The sequence below is a fragment of the Mesorhizobium sp. P3_A2 genome (assembly GCF_056403115.1).
The window spans coordinates 394,727-410,448 of the sequence record NZ_JBFUGC010000004.1 but is presented as its reverse complement, the minus strand read 5'-3'; the positions used below and the strand labels follow the sequence as shown (position 1 = coordinate 410,448).

Annotated in this window: 15 protein-coding genes; 7 read left to right on the top strand and 8 right to left on the bottom strand. The window is 64.2% G+C overall.

All coding sequences use genetic code 11. The annotated features are described in order from the left end of the window. The first annotated feature begins 34 nt into the window (after positions 1 to 34). The 5 genes from AC1DXM_RS12355 (at position 35) to AC1DXM_RS12335 (ending at position 5,618) form a co-directional block, all read left to right on the top strand. A complete protein-coding gene (locus AC1DXM_RS12355; RefSeq protein WP_477233290.1) occupies positions 35 to 1,705 on the top strand; it encodes a nitrite/sulfite reductase in 1,671 nt (556 codons plus the stop codon). Then, complete coding sequence (locus AC1DXM_RS12350; RefSeq protein WP_477233289.1) at positions 1,680 to 2,444, top strand: phosphoadenylyl-sulfate reductase; 765 nt, start codon at positions 1,680 to 1,682, stop codon at positions 2,442 to 2,444. The genes AC1DXM_RS12355 and AC1DXM_RS12350 overlap by 26 nt, the downstream gene beginning before the upstream one ends. 119 nt (positions 2,445 to 2,563) lie before the next feature. Beyond that, complete coding sequence (locus tag AC1DXM_RS12345) at positions 2,564 to 3,097, top strand: DUF934 domain-containing protein (RefSeq protein WP_477233288.1); 534 nt, start codon at positions 2,564 to 2,566, stop codon at positions 3,095 to 3,097. 98 nt (positions 3,098 to 3,195) lie between these two features. After that, on the top strand, positions 3,196 to 4,803 hold the full coding sequence (locus tag AC1DXM_RS12340) for a GMC family oxidoreductase (protein ID WP_477233287.1): 1,608 nt from the start codon (positions 3,196 to 3,198) through the stop codon (positions 4,801 to 4,803). Between the two features lie 194 nt (positions 4,804 to 4,997). Beyond that, entirely contained in the window at positions 4,998 to 5,618 is a 621-nt protein-coding gene (locus AC1DXM_RS12335; RefSeq protein ID WP_142868981.1) for a DJ-1/PfpI family protein, read from the top strand. 59 nt (positions 5,619 to 5,677) lie between these two features. Here AC1DXM_RS12335 and AC1DXM_RS12330 read toward each other — a convergent pair whose 3' ends face one another. Together AC1DXM_RS12330 and AC1DXM_RS12325 are read right to left on the bottom strand one after the other, a co-directional pair. After that, the gene (locus AC1DXM_RS12330; RefSeq protein WP_477233286.1) at positions 5,678 to 6,700 is read right to left on the bottom strand and encodes a fatty acid desaturase; all 1,023 of its coding nucleotides are present in this window, start codon (positions 6,698 to 6,700) and stop codon (positions 5,678 to 5,680) included. 84 nt (positions 6,701 to 6,784) lie between these two features. After that, entirely contained in the window at positions 6,785 to 6,985 is a 201-nt protein-coding gene (locus AC1DXM_RS12325) for a hypothetical protein (protein ID WP_477233285.1), read from the bottom strand. Positions 6,986 to 7,224: 239 nt separating this feature from the next. On the opposite strand from AC1DXM_RS12325, the gene grpE reads away from it, so the two are divergent. Together grpE and AC1DXM_RS12315 are read left to right on the top strand one after the other, a co-directional pair. Continuing rightward, positions 7,225 to 7,854 carry a nucleotide exchange factor GrpE gene (gene grpE / locus AC1DXM_RS12320; RefSeq protein ID WP_112562714.1) on the top strand — a complete coding sequence of 210 codons (630 nt, stop codon included), beginning with the start codon at positions 7,225 to 7,227 and terminating at the stop codon, positions 7,852 to 7,854. Positions 7,855 to 7,963: 109 nt separating this feature from the next. Continuing rightward, positions 7,964 to 8,596 carry a trimeric intracellular cation channel family protein gene (locus AC1DXM_RS12315; RefSeq protein WP_477233284.1) on the top strand — a complete coding sequence of 211 codons (633 nt, stop codon included), beginning with the start codon at positions 7,964 to 7,966 and terminating at the stop codon, positions 8,594 to 8,596. Between the two features lie 96 nt (positions 8,597 to 8,692). On the opposite strand, the gene olsB is transcribed toward AC1DXM_RS12315, so the two are convergent. From olsB to AC1DXM_RS12285, 6 genes are all read right to left on the bottom strand, one after another. Then, entirely contained in the window at positions 8,693 to 9,568 is an 876-nt protein-coding gene (gene olsB / locus AC1DXM_RS12310) for a l-ornithine N(alpha)-acyltransferase (protein WP_477233405.1), read from the bottom strand. 176 nt (positions 9,569 to 9,744) lie between these two features. Beyond that, the gene (locus AC1DXM_RS12305; protein WP_477233283.1) at positions 9,745 to 12,036 is read right to left on the bottom strand and encodes a response regulator; all 2,292 of its coding nucleotides are present in this window, start codon (positions 12,034 to 12,036) and stop codon (positions 9,745 to 9,747) included. Positions 12,037 to 12,180: 144 nt separating this feature from the next. Next, entirely contained in the window at positions 12,181 to 13,170 is a 990-nt protein-coding gene (gene acuI, locus AC1DXM_RS12300) for an acrylyl-CoA reductase (NADPH) (protein WP_477233282.1), read from the bottom strand. 83 nt (positions 13,171 to 13,253) lie between these two features. Further along, complete coding sequence (gene lspA, locus AC1DXM_RS12295; protein WP_477233281.1) at positions 13,254 to 13,742, bottom strand: signal peptidase II; 489 nt, start codon at positions 13,740 to 13,742, stop codon at positions 13,254 to 13,256. Then, positions 13,739 to 14,596, bottom strand: coding sequence for a TrmH family RNA methyltransferase (locus tag AC1DXM_RS12290; protein ID WP_477233280.1), 858 nt, complete (start codon positions 14,594 to 14,596; stop codon positions 13,739 to 13,741). The genes lspA and AC1DXM_RS12290 overlap by 4 nt, the downstream gene beginning before the upstream one ends. Before the next feature lie 17 nt (positions 14,597 to 14,613). Then, positions 14,614 to 15,690, bottom strand: coding sequence for an RsmD family RNA methyltransferase (locus AC1DXM_RS12285; RefSeq protein ID WP_477233279.1), 1,077 nt, complete (start codon positions 15,688 to 15,690; stop codon positions 14,614 to 14,616). Positions 15,691 to 15,722: the final 32 nt, after the last annotated feature.

Below are 15,722 nucleotides of genomic sequence, written 5' to 3'. Positions count from 1 at the left end.
GTGAAACGGGCGGACGCGCCCTGAAAGACGAAGCATGTACCGTTACGATGAGTTCGACCACGATTTTGTCCAGGCCCGCGTCGCCGAGTTCAGCGACCAGGTCGAGCGCCGGCTGTCCGGCGAGATCACCGAGGACCAGTTCCGGCCGCTCAGGCTGATGAACGGCGTCTACCTGCAGCTGCACGCCTACATGCTACGCATCGCGGTGCCCTATGGCACGCTGAACGGCAAGCAGTTGCGCATGCTCGGTCACATCGCGCGCAAATACGACAAGGGCTACGGCCACTTCACCACGCGCCAGAACATCCAGTTCAACTGGCCGGCGCTGTCGGACATTCCGGCGATCCTGGCCGATCTCGCCAGTGTCGAGATGCACGCCATCCAGACCAGCGGCAATTGCATCCGCAATGTCACCGCCGACCATTTTGCCGGCGCTGCCGCTGACGAGGTCGCCGATCCGCGCCCCTATGCCGAGATCCTGCGGCAATGGTCGTCGGTGCACCCGGAATTCTCGTTCCTGCCGCGCAAGTTCAAGATCGCGGTGACCGGGGCCGAGCGCGATCGCGCCGCTATCCAGACGCATGACATCGGCTTGCACCTGAAGAAGAACGCTGCCGGCGAGCTTGGCTTTGCCGTCTATGTCGGTGGCGGCCAGGGCCGCACGCCGATGGTGGCGAAAAAGATCCGCGACTTCCTGCCGGAAGCCGATCTTCTGTCCTACTGCACAGCGATCCTGCGCGTTTACAACCTCTATGGCCGCCGCGACAACAAGTACAAGGCGCGCATCAAGATCCTGGTGCATGAGACCGGCGTCGAGGAAATCACCCGCCAGGTCGAGGCCGAATGGCAGGAGTTGAAGGACGCCGAGCTGAAGCTGCCGGATGCCGACATCCGCGCCATCGACGCCTATTTCGCGCCGCCTCAGCTGGTGGATCGGCCGGAAGGCGACGCGGCGGTCAAGCTTGCACGGCTCGATTCCAAGAGCTTCTCGGACTGGCTCGACCAGAATGTCGTGACGCATCGCCATCCCGACTATGCGGCGGTGACGATTTCGCTGAAAGGCATTGGCGAGGTGCCGGGCGACGCCACCGACAGCCAGATGGAAGCGGTTGCCGACATCGCCGAGAAATACGCTTTCGAAGAGCTGCGCGTCAGTCATGAGCAGAACCTCATCCTGCCGCATGTGGCGCGCGCCGATCTGAAGGCGGTCTATGACGCGCTGGTCGATATTGGTCTGGCGACGGCCAATTCCAACCTGATCAGCGACATCATTTCCTGCCCCGGCCTCGACTATTGTGCGCTGGCGACGGCGCGCTCGATCCCGATCGCGCAGGAAATCTCGCTTCGCTTCGCTTCGCTGGAGCGGCAGCGCGAAATCGGCGAGCTGAAGCTCAAGATTTCCGGCTGCATCAATGCCTGCGGCCACCACCATGTCGGCCATATCGGCATTCTCGGTGTCGAGAAGAAAGGCTCCGAGCTGTATCAGGTGACGCTTGGCGGCTCGGCCGACGAGAACACCTCGGTCGGCGAGATCATCGGCCGCGGCTTTTCCTCGGAAGAGATCACCGACGCCATCGAGCAGATCGTCGACACCTATCTCGGCCTTCGGCTCAGTCCCAGTGAAAGATTCATCGACGCCTACCGCCGTGTCGGTCCCGCGCCGTTCAAGGAGGCGCTCTATGCTGGCGAAACCAAGGCCGCTTGACCGTATAGTCGACGTCGATGACAGCATCGCCGCCAAGGCGGCGGGCTTCGATGCGCTGTACGGACATCTGAAGCCGCTTGAGATCATCGAACGCGCGGCCCGCGAGCTGTTTCACGACGAAATCGCCGCCGTCTCGTCCTTCGGCGCGGATTCGGCGGTGCTGCTGCACATGATCGCCGAGGTCGACCGCACGCTGCCGGTGATCTTCCTCGACACCGGCAAGCATTTCGAGGAAACGCTCGGCTATCGCGACGCACTCGCCGCCGATTTCGGGCTGACCAACATCAGGGTGATCAAGCCGGAAGAGGCTGCGCTCGAACGGATCGACCCGACCGGCAATCTGCACCAGAGCAACACCGACGCCTGCTGCGATGTGCGCAAAGTCGAGCCGCTGGCGCGCGGCGTGGCGCCCTTCCGCGCCTGGTTCACCGGCCGCAAGCGCTTCCAGGCCTCGACGCGGGCAGCGCTGCCGGTGTTCGAGGCGGTCGGTCCGCGCGTGCGCATCAATCCGCTGGCGCACTGGACGACGTCCGACCAGGCCGACTACATGCGCGCGCATGCGCTGCGCGAAAATCCGCTGGTCGCCTACGGCTATCTGTCGATCGGTTGCTTCCCGTGCACGCAGCCGGTGCAGCCGGGCGAGGATGCGCGCAGCGGCCGCTGGGCCGGTCATGCCAAGACCGAGTGCGGCATCCATCTGTCGGGGCTGGAGAAGTCGCTGACCGACGCATCGCTATAGGATATGTTGATATTCAGGTGAGACCGGCCTGCACACGGCGGCTTCCACTCGGACGCCGCCGGTTTCTTGTGGGCTGGCCTTCAGCGGACTTTTGATTTTTTGGGCTTTAGGAATTTCTGATGACTGAACCGACGACACCGGAGACCCGGCTCTGGACCCCGGAGGGTTTTCGCGAGGACGAGTGGAGCCATGCCGAAAGTGCTGACGCGCTGGCGGGCAATGGCCGCTTCATCCTGCCGCTGCAGGCGTTTCTCGATCTCGATCCCGAGGTGCGCCGTTCGGCCAAGGAGCGGCTTGGCGTGATGCTGCAGCCAGGCGACCAGCTGGAGAAGATCGCCGATCTGCTTGACCAGCTGTCGCTGGTGGCGCTGGCCTTCCCGGCCTTCAATGACGGCCGCTCCTTCTCCAAGGGTGAGCTGCTGCGCAGCCGTTACCAGTTCGAGGGCGCCGTCCGGGCCACCGGGCAGGTTCTCGTTGACCAGCTGCCGCATATGCTGCGGCTCGGCTTCGACGAATTCGAGATTTCCAACCCGGTGCTGTTGAAACGGCTCGAAGAAGGTCGCATCGGCGGGCTGGGGCTGTATTACCAGCCGACCGAAGCGTCTGAGCCGAAGGGGCCGAAATACTCCTGGCGACGGCTGCGGGGCAGCTGACGCAGCGGTAATTCCCTACGTCTTTACATCAGACTTGATCGGGCCTTCTCTTGGTTGTCCGGACGGAAATATCCGCCGGGTGAACCCGGAGGGTCACCATGGATTTCGACTATGTCATAGCAGGCGGTGGCTCCGCCGGCTGCACGCTTGCCGCACGGTTGTCGGAAGATCCATCCGTTACCGTCTGCCTGATCGAAGCCGGCGGCGAGGGCAGGAATCTGCTCATCCGGGCGCCGGCAGGCATCATTGCGCTGCTGCCCGGCCGGCCGAAGATCAACAATTGGGGATTGCAGACGGTGCCGCAGCAAGGGCTCGGCGGCCGCAAGGGCTACCAGCCGCGCGGCAAGGCGCTTGGCGGCTCCAGCGCCATCAATGCCATGCTTTACACGCGAGGGCATCGCGGCGATTACGACGAATGGGCCGGTCTCGGCTGCCAGGGCTGGTCGTGGGACGAGGTGCTGCCCTATTTCAAGCGCGCCGAAGGCAATCAACGCGGCGCCGACGCGCTGCATGGCGGCGATGGGCCGCTCAGGGTCGGCGAACAGCAGGAGCCGCGCCCGATCGCGCGCGCCTTTGTCGAGGCCTGCGGTGAAAACCAGATCCGCCGCAATGACGATTTCAACGGGCCGGAACAGGAAGGGGCGGGGCTTTATCAGGTCACGCAATTCTGGGGTGGAGACCGAAATGGCGAACGCTGCTCGGCAGCCGCCGCCTATCTGCATCCGGCAATGAGCCGGCCGAACCTCACCGTGATCACCGGCGCGCATGCCACCGGCATTGTGCTCGACGGCAAGCGCGCCACCGGGGTTCGGTACTGCAAGGGCAATAGCGAGGCCGTGGCCAAGGCCAGGCGCGAGGTCATCGTCTGCGGCGGCGCCTTCGGTTCGCCGCAGCTCCTGCTCCTATCCGGCATTGGTCCGGCCCACGAGCTTGCCGCGCACGGCATTGTCGTTGCCCATGAGCTGCCCGGCGTCGGCAAGAACCTGCAGGACCATCTCGATTTCATCCTGGCCTGGACATCGAAGGATGCCGACATGATGGGCATCGGCCTGCGCGGTCTGCCCGGCCTTCTCAGGCACATAGTGCGCTGGCGCAGAAACGGCACCGGCATGATCGCCACGCCCTATGCGGAAGGCGGCGCTTTCCTCAAATCCGATCCGGCGATCGACAGGCCCGATCTGCAATTGCATTTCTGCATCGCCATCGTCGACGATCATGGCCGCAAGCTGCATCTGGGCTACGGCTTTTCCTGCCACGTCTGCGTGCTTCGGCCGCATTCGCGCGGCGAGGTCGGACTGTCGAGCCCGGACCCGCTGGCGCCGCCGCGCATCGATCCGCGCTTTCTATCCGACGAACGGGACGGCGCCTTGCTGCTCAAGGGTGCCAGGATGATGCGCGCCATATTGGAGGCGCCGGCGCTGGCAAAGTACCGCGACAGGGAGATCTATACCGCCGGCGTTTCCAGCGATGCCGAGCTGATGGCCCATATCCGCGCTCGCGCCGACACGATCTATCATCCCCTCGGCACCTGCAAGATGGGTGTCGATGCGATGGCCGTCGTTGATCCACAGCTTAAGGTGCGCGGACTACAGGGGCTGCGTGTCGTCGACGCCTCGGTGATGCCGACACTGATCGGCGGCAATACCAATGCGCCGACCATCATGATCGCCGAGAAGGCGGCTGATATGATCAGGGCTGCTGCCTGATTTCTCGCCTCGTGGTCGGACCAACTTTGCCGTTTCCCCCTGAATGCGCTGATGAGCCGCCCAACTCACGTCTAGCAAACTCAATCTGGTCAGACCAATTGTGCGATTTGGGCTTTTCCTTTCGCGAGCCTGCCCTTAGGATAGGGCCATTATTTCGTGATCCGAAATAATGGCCAGCAAGGGAGGAGACCGGCATGGCAGGCAAGAAGATATTGATGCTCGTTGGCGAGTTCAGCGAGGAGTATGAGATTTTCGTCTTTGAACAGGCCATGCATGCGGTTGGCCACACCGTCCACGTCGTCTGTCCCGACAAGAAGGCCGGCGACATATTGAAGACCTCGCTGCATGATTTCGAGGGCCACCAGACCTACACGGAAAAGCTCGGCCACGATTACATCCTCAACAAGACGTTTTCCGAGGTCGATCCGGCGCAATATGATGCCGTCTATGCCGCCGGCGGGCGTGGTCCCGAATATATCCGCATCGACAAAAGGGTGCAGGCGCTGGTCAGGCATTTCCACGAGACCGGCAAGCCGATCTTCACCATCTGCCATGGCGTGCAGATCCTGATCGCGGTCGACGGCGTGGTGCGCGGCCGGGAAGTCGCGGCGCTGCAATATTGCGAGCCGGAGGTGACGCTTGCCGGCGGCATCTACATCGATGTCGCGCCGACCGGCGCCCATGTCGACGGCAATCTGGTGTCGGCCAAGGGCTGGCCCGGCCTCGCCGCCTTCATGCGCGAATGCCTGAAGGTGCTCGGCACCGAGATCCGCGATGGCAAGGCTCTGATGCGCGACGAGCGCAAGGCCGCCTGAGCAGCTTTTGGAAATAGCCGGTTCTGGAAATCCGCCGCGCCTTGGCGCGGCGGTTTATTTCAGGCCATAGCCCGCGCCTCGCGAAACGAGATCAGCTTGCGGCGCTTCTCGTCCCAAAGCGCCAGCTTGACGCAGCGCAGGCTGTCGAGAAGCGTGACGCGGCCGATGCCGCGCAGTTCCGGATAATCGCGCAGCACTTCCTGCAGCCGGTAGCCCGGCACCTTGGCCGAGAGATGGTGGACGTGGTGGACGCCGATATTGCCGGTGAACCAGTTCAGCACCGGCGGCAAGTCGTAATAGGACGAGCCGTGCAGCGCGGCATGCTGGAACTCCCACTCTTCGTCTTTCGCCCATTCCGTCTCCTCGAACTGGTGCTGGACGTAGAATAGCCAGATACCGGCGGAACCGGCGAGGACAACGATGGGCAGATGGACGACCAGGAAAGCGCCGGGGCCGATCCACCAGATGAGGAGGGCTGCGGCAATCGCAATGGCGAGGTTTGTCGTCATCGACGACACCCAGGGCGTCAGCCCGCCGCGCATCATGCCGATCGGCAGCCTTTGTTCGAAAATGAACAGCCAGATCGGCCCGAGGCCGAACATCACCAGCGGATGGCGGTAAAGACGATAGGCAAGGCGCCCGCGCCATGACAGGCGCCGGTACTCGGCCAGGGTCAGCGTGCGGATGTCGCCCATGCCGCGCTCGTCGAGATTACCGGCGCTGGCATGATGCACCGCGTGGGCGCGCCGCCAGCAATCATAAGGCGTCAGCGTCAGCACGCCGAGCGCACGGCCGATCCAGTCGTCGGCGGTGCGGTTGGCGAAGAAGGAGCCGTGGCCGCAATCGTGCTGGATCATGAAGATCCGCACCAGAAAGCCGGCGGCAGGAAGGATGAGGATCAGGCCCCACCAGTGGCCGTAGGAATAGGCGGCCGAAGAGAGCGCCCACAGCGTGGCGAAAGGGATGAGGGTGATGGCCAGTTCTAGGGTACTGCGCCGCCGGTCAGGCTTCTTGTAGCGCGCCAGAATCTTCAACCAGGCGCGCTTGCTGTTGGCGGCCGTCTCGGGGGAAATCATGTTCATCAGGAAGCATAGGCGTGGCTTGCCGTTGCCGCAAGGTACAGCTCACGCAAAATTACTGCGCGTAATTGTCGCGCGATAGCGTCGCTATTGCCGGCGTTGCCCGCCTGCCACGCTGGCTTCTATGCCGTCCAGACGGTCGAGCAGGTCCCGAAAATGCTCCGGAATGTCGGCCTCGGTGCGGAATGCCGGCAAGCTGCGCAGGAAGCGCTTCGTTGCCTCGGTGCCGAACTGGCGCTTGATATCGCCGGCGAGCTCTTCGCTCCTGTTGCCATTGTTGCCTGTCATTGTCCCAAAATCCTGTGTTGGCTTCGAAACTCTTCCAGCCACGGAATGGTTCCCCCATAGCGGGGTATTGGCAAGCAAAGCCGGCAATCACGGTAAAATTTGAATTAATTTCGAAAGACCTTCGCGATCCGTGCCAAGGTCCTCCGAACGGCCCCGAGCATCGCTTGCCCCTTGATTTTTGACCGCCAAACCTCGATATCGGGCGCAAATCCAAACCATTCGAATGACGGGAAACGGCGATGAGCGACCAGGCAAAAGACGAACGCGCGCCCGAGGATATCGAAACGGCCGAGGCCGAGCGGACGCAAGGCGGCATCGACGGCGACTATGAAGCGCTGGTGCGGCTGCTGAAGGAAAATGAAGAGCTGAAGGACCGCGCGCTGCGCGTGGCGGCCGAGATGGAGAATCTGCGCCGCCGCACCGCCCGCGACGTGCATGACGCGCGCGCCTATGCGGTGGCCAATTTTGCCCGCGACATGCTGTCGGTGTCGGACAATCTGCGCCGCGCGCTCGATGCCATCCCGGCCGAGGCCAAGGCAGCCGGAGATGCCGGCTTCAAGGCGCTGATCGACGGCGTCGAGATCACCGAGCGCGCCATGCTGTCGGCGCTGGAACGGCACGGGGTTAAGAAGCTCGAGCCGGAAGGCGAGAAGTTCGACCCGAATTTCCATCAGGCGATGTTCGAGGTGCCCAATCCCGACGTGCCAGCCAACACCGTGGTCCAGGTCGTGCAGCCGGGCTATTCGATCGGCGAGCGCGTGCTGCGGCCCGCCATGGTCGGCGTCGCCAAGGGCGGCCCCAAGATCGCGGCAGCCGAGGCCCCTGTCGAGCCAGGCCCGGTGAACGAGCAGGCCGAGAAGGATGCGTAGCTAAGGCAATAGGGCAGTAGGGCAGTAGGGAAAGGCAGCCGTACCAACGGTGCGGCTTCGTGCTAAACATACTGCCCTACTGCCCTATTCCCTTACTCCCTGGCCTGCCATGAACGCCATCGACCTGCTCGACTATGCTGGCGTCGCCGTCTTTGCGGCGACCGGGGCGCTGGCGGCTTCGCGCAAGCAGCTCGACATTATCGGCTTCCTGTTCCTTGCCAGCGTCACCGGCATCGGCGGCGGCACACTGCGCGACGTCATCCTCAACCTGCCCGTCTTTTGGGTCAGCAACTCAGGCTATGTGCTGATCTGCGCGGCGGTTGCGGTGCTGGTCTTCTTCTTCGCCCATCGCGTCGACTCGCGCTGGAAATGGCTGCTCTGGCTCGACGCCATCGGATTGGCGGCCTTTTCCGTGATGGGCGCGGCCAAGGGGCTGGCTATCACCGGTTCCCCGGTCGTCGCCGTCATTATGGGCGTGCTGACCGCCACATTCGGCGGCATTCTGCGCGATCTGCTGGCCGGCGAGCCGTCGGTGCTGCTGAGGCCCGAAATCTACGTCAGCGCGGCGCTGGCGGGTGCAGGCCTTTATACGCTGGGCGATCTTGCCGGACTGCCGCCGCTCGCCTCGGACCTTGCCGGCTTTGTCGCGGCTTTCCTGGTGCGTGGCGGCGCGCTCAAATTCGGCTGGACGTTTCCGTCCTACAAGAGCCGGCCGGGACGGCGGCCGGAGGATATTCCGTGAAAAGAGGGAATAGCGAATAGGGAGTAGCGAATAGGGAGTAGCGAATAGGGTGGCAGTCCGCAGGTTGGCGGCACAGCTCTCGCTATTCGCTCAGCGTCAAGCGGCAAACCGTTGCGCTTCGCCGCCATAATAGTTGACGTAGCGGGCGCCGATTTCCTTGACCGGCATCACCACGAACACATCGACGGTGGAGAATTCGCGGTCGATGACGCAGCCGTCGCCGATGCGGGCGCCGACGCGCAGATAGCCCTTGACCAGCGGCGGCATGGCCGCGATCGCCGCCTTGGCGTTTACCGCCTCGATCGGCATCAGGTCCATCGAGCAATAGCGCCCGGACACAGCCCGCACATCCCAGGCTGAGTTGGTGCGGCAGTGATGGGCAAGATAGGTAAGCGCCTCGGCATGCGCCGCCGGCACCGTGCCGTGGAACGACGCACAGCCGGTCATCACACCGATCTCATAGTGCTTGATATAGGCCCAGATGCCTTGCCACAGCGCCTCGATGGTGCGCTTGGAGCGGTATTCCTTAAGAACGCAGGAGCGGCCGAGCTCAAGGAAGCGCTGTCCGGGATGACGGGCAATCAGCTTTGTCAGCTCGAACTCGCCTTCGGAATAGAAGCCGCCGGCGGTCGCCGCGATTTCTTGCCGCAGCAGCCGATAAGTGCCGACGATGCGGCGATGCTCGGGTCCGGAAATCGAGGTGTCCAGCACCAGCAGATGGTCGCAGAGCGGGTCGAAACGGTCGGCGTCGCGCCGATCCTGTGCCTGGAACAGGTCCTTCCTGGCGCCAAGCTCGTCATAAAATACCCGGTAGCGCACTTCCTGCGCGGCAGCGATCTCGGCTTCGTTGCGGGCAAGCCGCACTTCGAGATTGCCGATCCGGCCCAGCGGTGCGCCTGTTGCGACGGCACCGGCGTTACGCGCGGCGAGCAAAGCACCGCCTGCGTTGGGCCGAGTGTCACATTCCGGCATAACTGTATGCACGAGTGATTCTCCTTCGAGCCATCCCTCTTGGCACGGGGATACGGTGTAGGTGCAACAGGATTGTGACAGTACCGTGATACGGCGCAGCGGGCAATACTTCGTCGGCTGGCGAAAACCCTCAACCGGCTACCTTACGTGACAGCATAGAGCACGTTGGAGCGGCCTCAGGCGGCCACCTGGCCTTCGACGGCATGGACCAGCGCGTCGGGGTCCAGCGGCTTGGTGACGAAGCCGCTGGCGCCATGGGCAAGCACTGTGTGGCGGGTCTTTTCCTGGCTGTCGGCCGAAAGCACCATGATCGGAACCGGCGGCACGGCCATTTCTTCCTCGTGGCGGCGGATGGCCGCGATTGCGTCCAGCCCGTCCATGACCGGCATGTGCAGATCCATCAGCACCACGTCGAAACGGTGTTTCAGCCCGGCTTCGGTGATTGCCTCGACCGCGGCCTTGCCGTTGCCGACGACTTTGACCCGATGCCCTGCCTTCAAGAGGGTGGCGCGGGCCAGCATGGCGTTGATGTCGTTGTCTTCGGCAATCAGCACCGACAGGCCTTGATGGCGCGCGCCAGCGGCGCGAAGCGACGACGCGCCGCTTTTTTCCGGGTTCTTGGGCAGGGGTAAAGCAGGAGCATGGCTGGTCAACAACACGCGCAGCAGCGTTTCGCCGCGCACCGGCCTTGCCAGGAAGGTGGCGTAGCCGCTGGCGCGGAATTCGCCAAGCATGCCGCGGTCGGTCGGCGCGATCAGCGTGATCGCCTCGCAATCGGCAAAGCCGCTCTGGCGCAGGCGCTTGAGCAGCCTGCCGTCGCTATCTTCCATGGCGGCGTCGATCAACAGCGCGTCGCAATGTTCGGCGAAAGGCGTCGCCTGGGACGCGGTCGCGGCAACATCGACGGCGCCGCCATGGGCGCGGATGGCACGGGCGATAGCATCGGCCTCTACAGCGTTCTTCGACACGATGACGGCGCGCCGGCCGGCGAGGATATTCTGCCGGTTCTGCGGCGCTTCGGTGGCTCCTGTGGCCGGGAGTTCGAAGACGAATTCCGATCCCTCGCCAAGCCGGCTCGACACTGAAATGGCGCCGCCCATGGCGGTCACCAGGCGCCTCGATATGGCAAGGCCGAGGCCGGCGCCGCCATGGGTGCGGGTCGAGGTGCCGTCGGACTGTTCGAATTCCTCGAAGATGCGCTCCATGTCTTCTTCGCGCAGGCCAGGGCCGGTGTCGGCGACGGTGAAGCAGATGCGGTCGCTGGTCTCGGTGCGGGCCCGTGCAACGGAAACCAGCACGCCGCCGGCGTCGGTGAACTTGATCGCGTTTCCGATGAGGTTGAGCAGCACTTGCCTCACTCTTCCCGGATCGGCCATGATCATCTGCGGCACGTCGGGCTCGACATGACAGCCCAGGCCGATGTTCTTGGCGAAGGCTTTCGCCGCCATCAGTTCGATGATGTTGTCGGCGATCTCGCGCAAAGATGTCGGCTGCGGCTCCGGGTCGAAGCGGCCGGCCTCGATCTTGGAATAGTCGAGCAGGTCCTCGATGAGCGCCAAAAGCGCGCTGGCCGAGGTCGAGACGGCGCTGACATAGGTGCGCTGCTCCGGCGACAGATTGGTGTCGGCCAGTAGCTTGGCCATCCCCATGATGCCGTTCATCGGCGTGCGTATCTCATGGCTGACGGTGGCGAGGAAGCGCGACTTTGCCTGGCTGGCATATTCGGCGCGCTCGCGCGCGGTGATGAGCGAGGATTCGGCGCGCTTGCGGGCGGTGATGTCGCGGGCAATCGCCCGGTGCGAAACGGCGCCGCTGTCCTTGTCGCGCACCGACAGTTCGATCCACGAAAACCAGCGCGGACCGTTCGGCGTGCGGATGGAGACGTCGGTGGAACTCAGGCATTCGTGATCCGAAAAGGCGGCGTCGGGAACGATCCCGACATCGATGCCGAGGTCAGCCAGCGTCCTGCCGGCAAGATCGCGCTGATCGATTCCGACGAGGCTGGCGAAAACCTTGTTGGCATAGACGACGTGGCCGTCGCGGTCGCGATGGACGACGAGATCGCCGAGCGCATCGATCAAGCCGCGAAAACGCTCCTCGCTCTCCTGCATCTCCCACATGCGGTCGGCCAGCGTCTCGATCTCGGCGCGGCTGCGGGCGGCGGTTTCGTCGAGCAAGGCCGTCGCGCGGTGGACGGTGTGGCGGCTGCGCAGGTGCATGGCGACGCCGCCAAGGCCGGTCGCCAGCAGGCAGAGCGTGATGAAGATCGGCGCGCCGGTGAGGTGGGACAGGCCCGCCAGCACGATACTGGCGACGACGGTCAGGAACAGCAGGCCCTCGTGCGTGGCGCGCGGAAAATCCGGCGCCAGCGGCGGCGGGACAACATGCTGCCGCTTCGGCGTCGCCGGGCTCGGCCCGTCGACGCTCTCGGCACGGTTCTTCTCTTTCCTGGCGGACTCCGCGATCATGCGAAAATCCTTACCAGATAGAGATTATGGAAAAGCGCGGCGGATCGTTCGAATTTTAGCGGTCGTGCATTTTTGGCGGTTTTCCGCATCGCAGGATCTTTTCCGAAAACCGGATTCCACTTTTCGGGATCATGCTTCGGAGCCTCACATATCCACGACCACGCGCCCCCTGATCTTACCCTCGACGATGTCGTGAGCGGCGGCGATGATGCCGTCGAAGCCGATGGTCGTCGACAGGCCGGCGAGCTTTTCCAGATCGAGATCGCTGCCGATGCGGCGCCAGGCTTCGAGGCGCACCGCCTTGGGCGCCATTACCGAATCGATGCCGAGCAGCGAGACGCCGCGCAGGATGAAGGGTGCGACGCTCGACGGCAGGTCCATGCCACCGGCCAGGCCGCAGGCGGCAACCGCGCCGCCATAGGCGGTCATCGACAGCACATTGGCCAGAGTGTGGCTGCCGACGGCATCGATGCCGCCGGCCCAGCGCTCCTTGGCCAGCGGCTTGGCCGGCTGGGAGAGTTCGTCGCGCGAAATCACTTCGGCGGCACCGAGGTCGATCAGATAGGGGCTCTCGGCGTTGCGGCCCGTCGAAGCGATGACATGGTAGCCGAGGCTGGACAGGATCGAGACCGCGACCGAGCCGACGCCGCCGGCGGCACCCGTCACCACCACCGGACCGCGATCCGGCAGGATGCCGTGCCGCTCCAGCGCCATGACGCACAGCATCGCCGTATAGCCGGCGGTGCCGACCGCCATCGCATCATGCGCGCTGATGCCGTCGGGCAACGGCACCAGCCAGTCGCCCTTGACGCGCGCGCGCCCGGCATAGGCGCCGAAATGCGTTTCGCCGACACCCCAGCCGTTGAGGATTACCTTGTCGCCCTTGCGCCAGTCGGCGTGCGATGAGGAGATCACGGTGCCGGCGAAGTCGATGCCCGGCACCAGCGGCCAGCTGCGGATCACCGGCGCCTTGCCCGTGATGGCCAGCCCGTCCTTGTAGTTGACCGTCGTCGCCTCGACCGCGACGGTGACATCGCCTTCCATCAGATCGGCTTCGCCGAGGTCGACGATCTCGACCGACTGCTTCTTTTCGGCGTCGCGCGAAACGAGGATGGCTTTGAAGGTTTCGGACACTTTTTTCTCCTCGGTCAGGCAAAGTCTCGCCGGACTGTGCGGCGACCGTCCGGCGCGGTCAATTGGTCAAAAGAGGCGGCCGTTCAAGCGTCGGGGCTTTGCGGCTTGGCCTCGCGCCACCAGCCGATGAACTCGTCGAAGACGACCAGTGCTGCACCCACCGAAATGAAGGCGTCGGCGAGGTTGAAGACGGCGAAGGACCAGACCGGCGTGTGGAACAGTATGTAGTCGATGACGTGGCCGTAGACGGCGCGGTCGATCAGATTGCCGATGGCGCCGCCGATGATCAGCGCAAAGCCGATGCGGGACAGCACATGGCCTGCGGGGGTGCGCGTCGCCAAATAGAGCACGAAGGCAACGACCACGACGGCGATGACGACCAGTCCGGTGTCGCCGAAGGAGGAGAACATCGAGAAAGCGATGCCGGTGTTGTAGGTGCGAAACAGCGCCAGGAACGGCACCAGATCGAGCTTTTCCTGGAAAGCGAGGCCGGTCTCGACCAGATGCTTTATCCACTGGTCAAGCGCGATTGCCACCACCACCAGCAGCGCATAGGGGGACCATGATTTCACGATTTGGCGTCCTCGGGAGCAAGCTTCAGGGCGCCGCGCCGGATCTCGAACAGCATGATGCCGGTGGCGACCGCTAGGTTGAGTGAATCGGCGCGGCCGGCCTGCGGAATCCGGAGCAGCCGGTCGCAGCTTTCGGCCAGATTGTCGGGCAGGCCCTGCTGCTCGTTGCCCATCATCAGCAGCACCGGACCCCTGGAGAAATCGACCGAGCGGTAATCGACGGCACCCTTAAGATGGGTGCCGACAACCAGGCCTGAAAAACTGTTGCGCCAGGCCAGGAACGCTTCCGGCGTGGCCTTGGTCACCGGCACAGCGAAGATCGAGCCCATGGTGGCGCGCACGGTTTCGACGGAAAAAGGGTCGGTGGTCTCGCCGACCAGGATGACGCCCTTGGCGCCGACGGCGTCGACAGTGCGGATGACGGTGCCTAGATTGCCGGGATCGCGCACCCGGTCGAGCGCCACCCAGACATCGCCGTCGTGGGCGCGGATGTCCTTCAGCGGCAGAAGTTTCTGCTGGAAAACGCCGACCACCATTTGCGGATTGTCGCGGCGGGTGATGGCGACGAGCACCTTTTCCGACACTTCGAGCACGGTGCCGCCGGCGGCAACCGTGCGCGCCGCCACCTTCTCGACCACGGCATTGCCGCGTCCGGCCTTGGCGAACACCAGCGTCCTGATCGACCAGCCGAGGTCGAGCGCGTCGATGACCAGCTTCAGCCCTTCGGCCATGAAGGCGTTCTGCTGGTCGCGGAATTTCTTCTGCGCCAGCGCCTTGATGTCCTTGATCAGCGGGTTGGCAAGGCTGGTGACTTCCTTCACCTGCCCCGGCGCGCCGGCATGCCGCTCATTCATTCATGACTCCCGGGCATTCAGGCCACCCAGCGCGAAAAAAGCGACGTCGACAGCGCCCGTCCAGCGGATTGCTCGCGGATGATCAATTCGCCTGATTCAACCGTGCCGCCCATGCCCGCGAAGGTGTCACGCATCAGGGCGTGGATGGCGAAGAAAGAGGCGCGGATCGAATAGGCGGTCAGCACCACCGCCAGCGGCTTCGGCGTCAGGATCGCGCGGCAAAGGTCGGTCAGGCCGGGCAGGTCCTCGAACAATTGCCAGACCTCGCCCTTGGGGCCGCGGCCATAGGCGGGCGGGTCGAACAGGATGATGTCGTAGCGGCTGCCGCGGCGCTCCTCGCGCTCGGCAAATTTTACCGCATCGTCGACGATCCAGCGGATCGGCTTGCTGCCGAGGCCGGCCATTTCCTGGTTTTCGCGGGCCCAGCCGATCGCCTTCTTCGAGGCATCGACATGGGTGACTTCGGCGCCGGCTCGGGCTGCTACGAGAGAAGCGAGCCCGGTGTAGCCGAACAGGTTCAGCACCTTGACCGGGCGCTTCGCCGCCGCGATCAGGCTGGCCATATGGTCCCAGTGCGAGGCCTGCTCGGGGAAGACGCCGACGTGGCGAAACGAGGTGAAGCGGCCGAGATAATCGATGCCGTCATGCTTCATCGGCCAGGTCTCGCCAAGCGGCATTTTTGGAAAACGCCAGCGGCCGATGCCCTCCTCGTCGGTGTCGCCGGTGAAGACGGCGTCGGCGCGGTCCCAGTCCCGGGCCGGCAAGGCCTTTTGCCAGATCGCCTGGCCTTCGGGCCGCACGATACGGTAGGGGCCGTATTGTTCGAGTTTTTCGCCGGCACCGCTGTCGAGCAGCGCATAATCCTGATTGGGCGCCACTTCGAGGATCACCGGCAGGCGCTCGGCGGGCAGGGCGCCGTCGCGGCGCGCAAGGATGCGCGGCGCCGGCTTCGGATCAGACCGGTCGTCCGGTTTTGTTTCGTGACGCTTGGCTTCCGGTCGGACTGGCGCAGCGGCTGGCTGCGGCCGCACGTGTTCGGTCCTGCCCTTTGCGGGCGGACGGTTGTCGCGGCGTTTGTCGCGAAAAGACTTCAAGCAGGAGCGTCTCCGGAGGCGGCAGGCCGCTT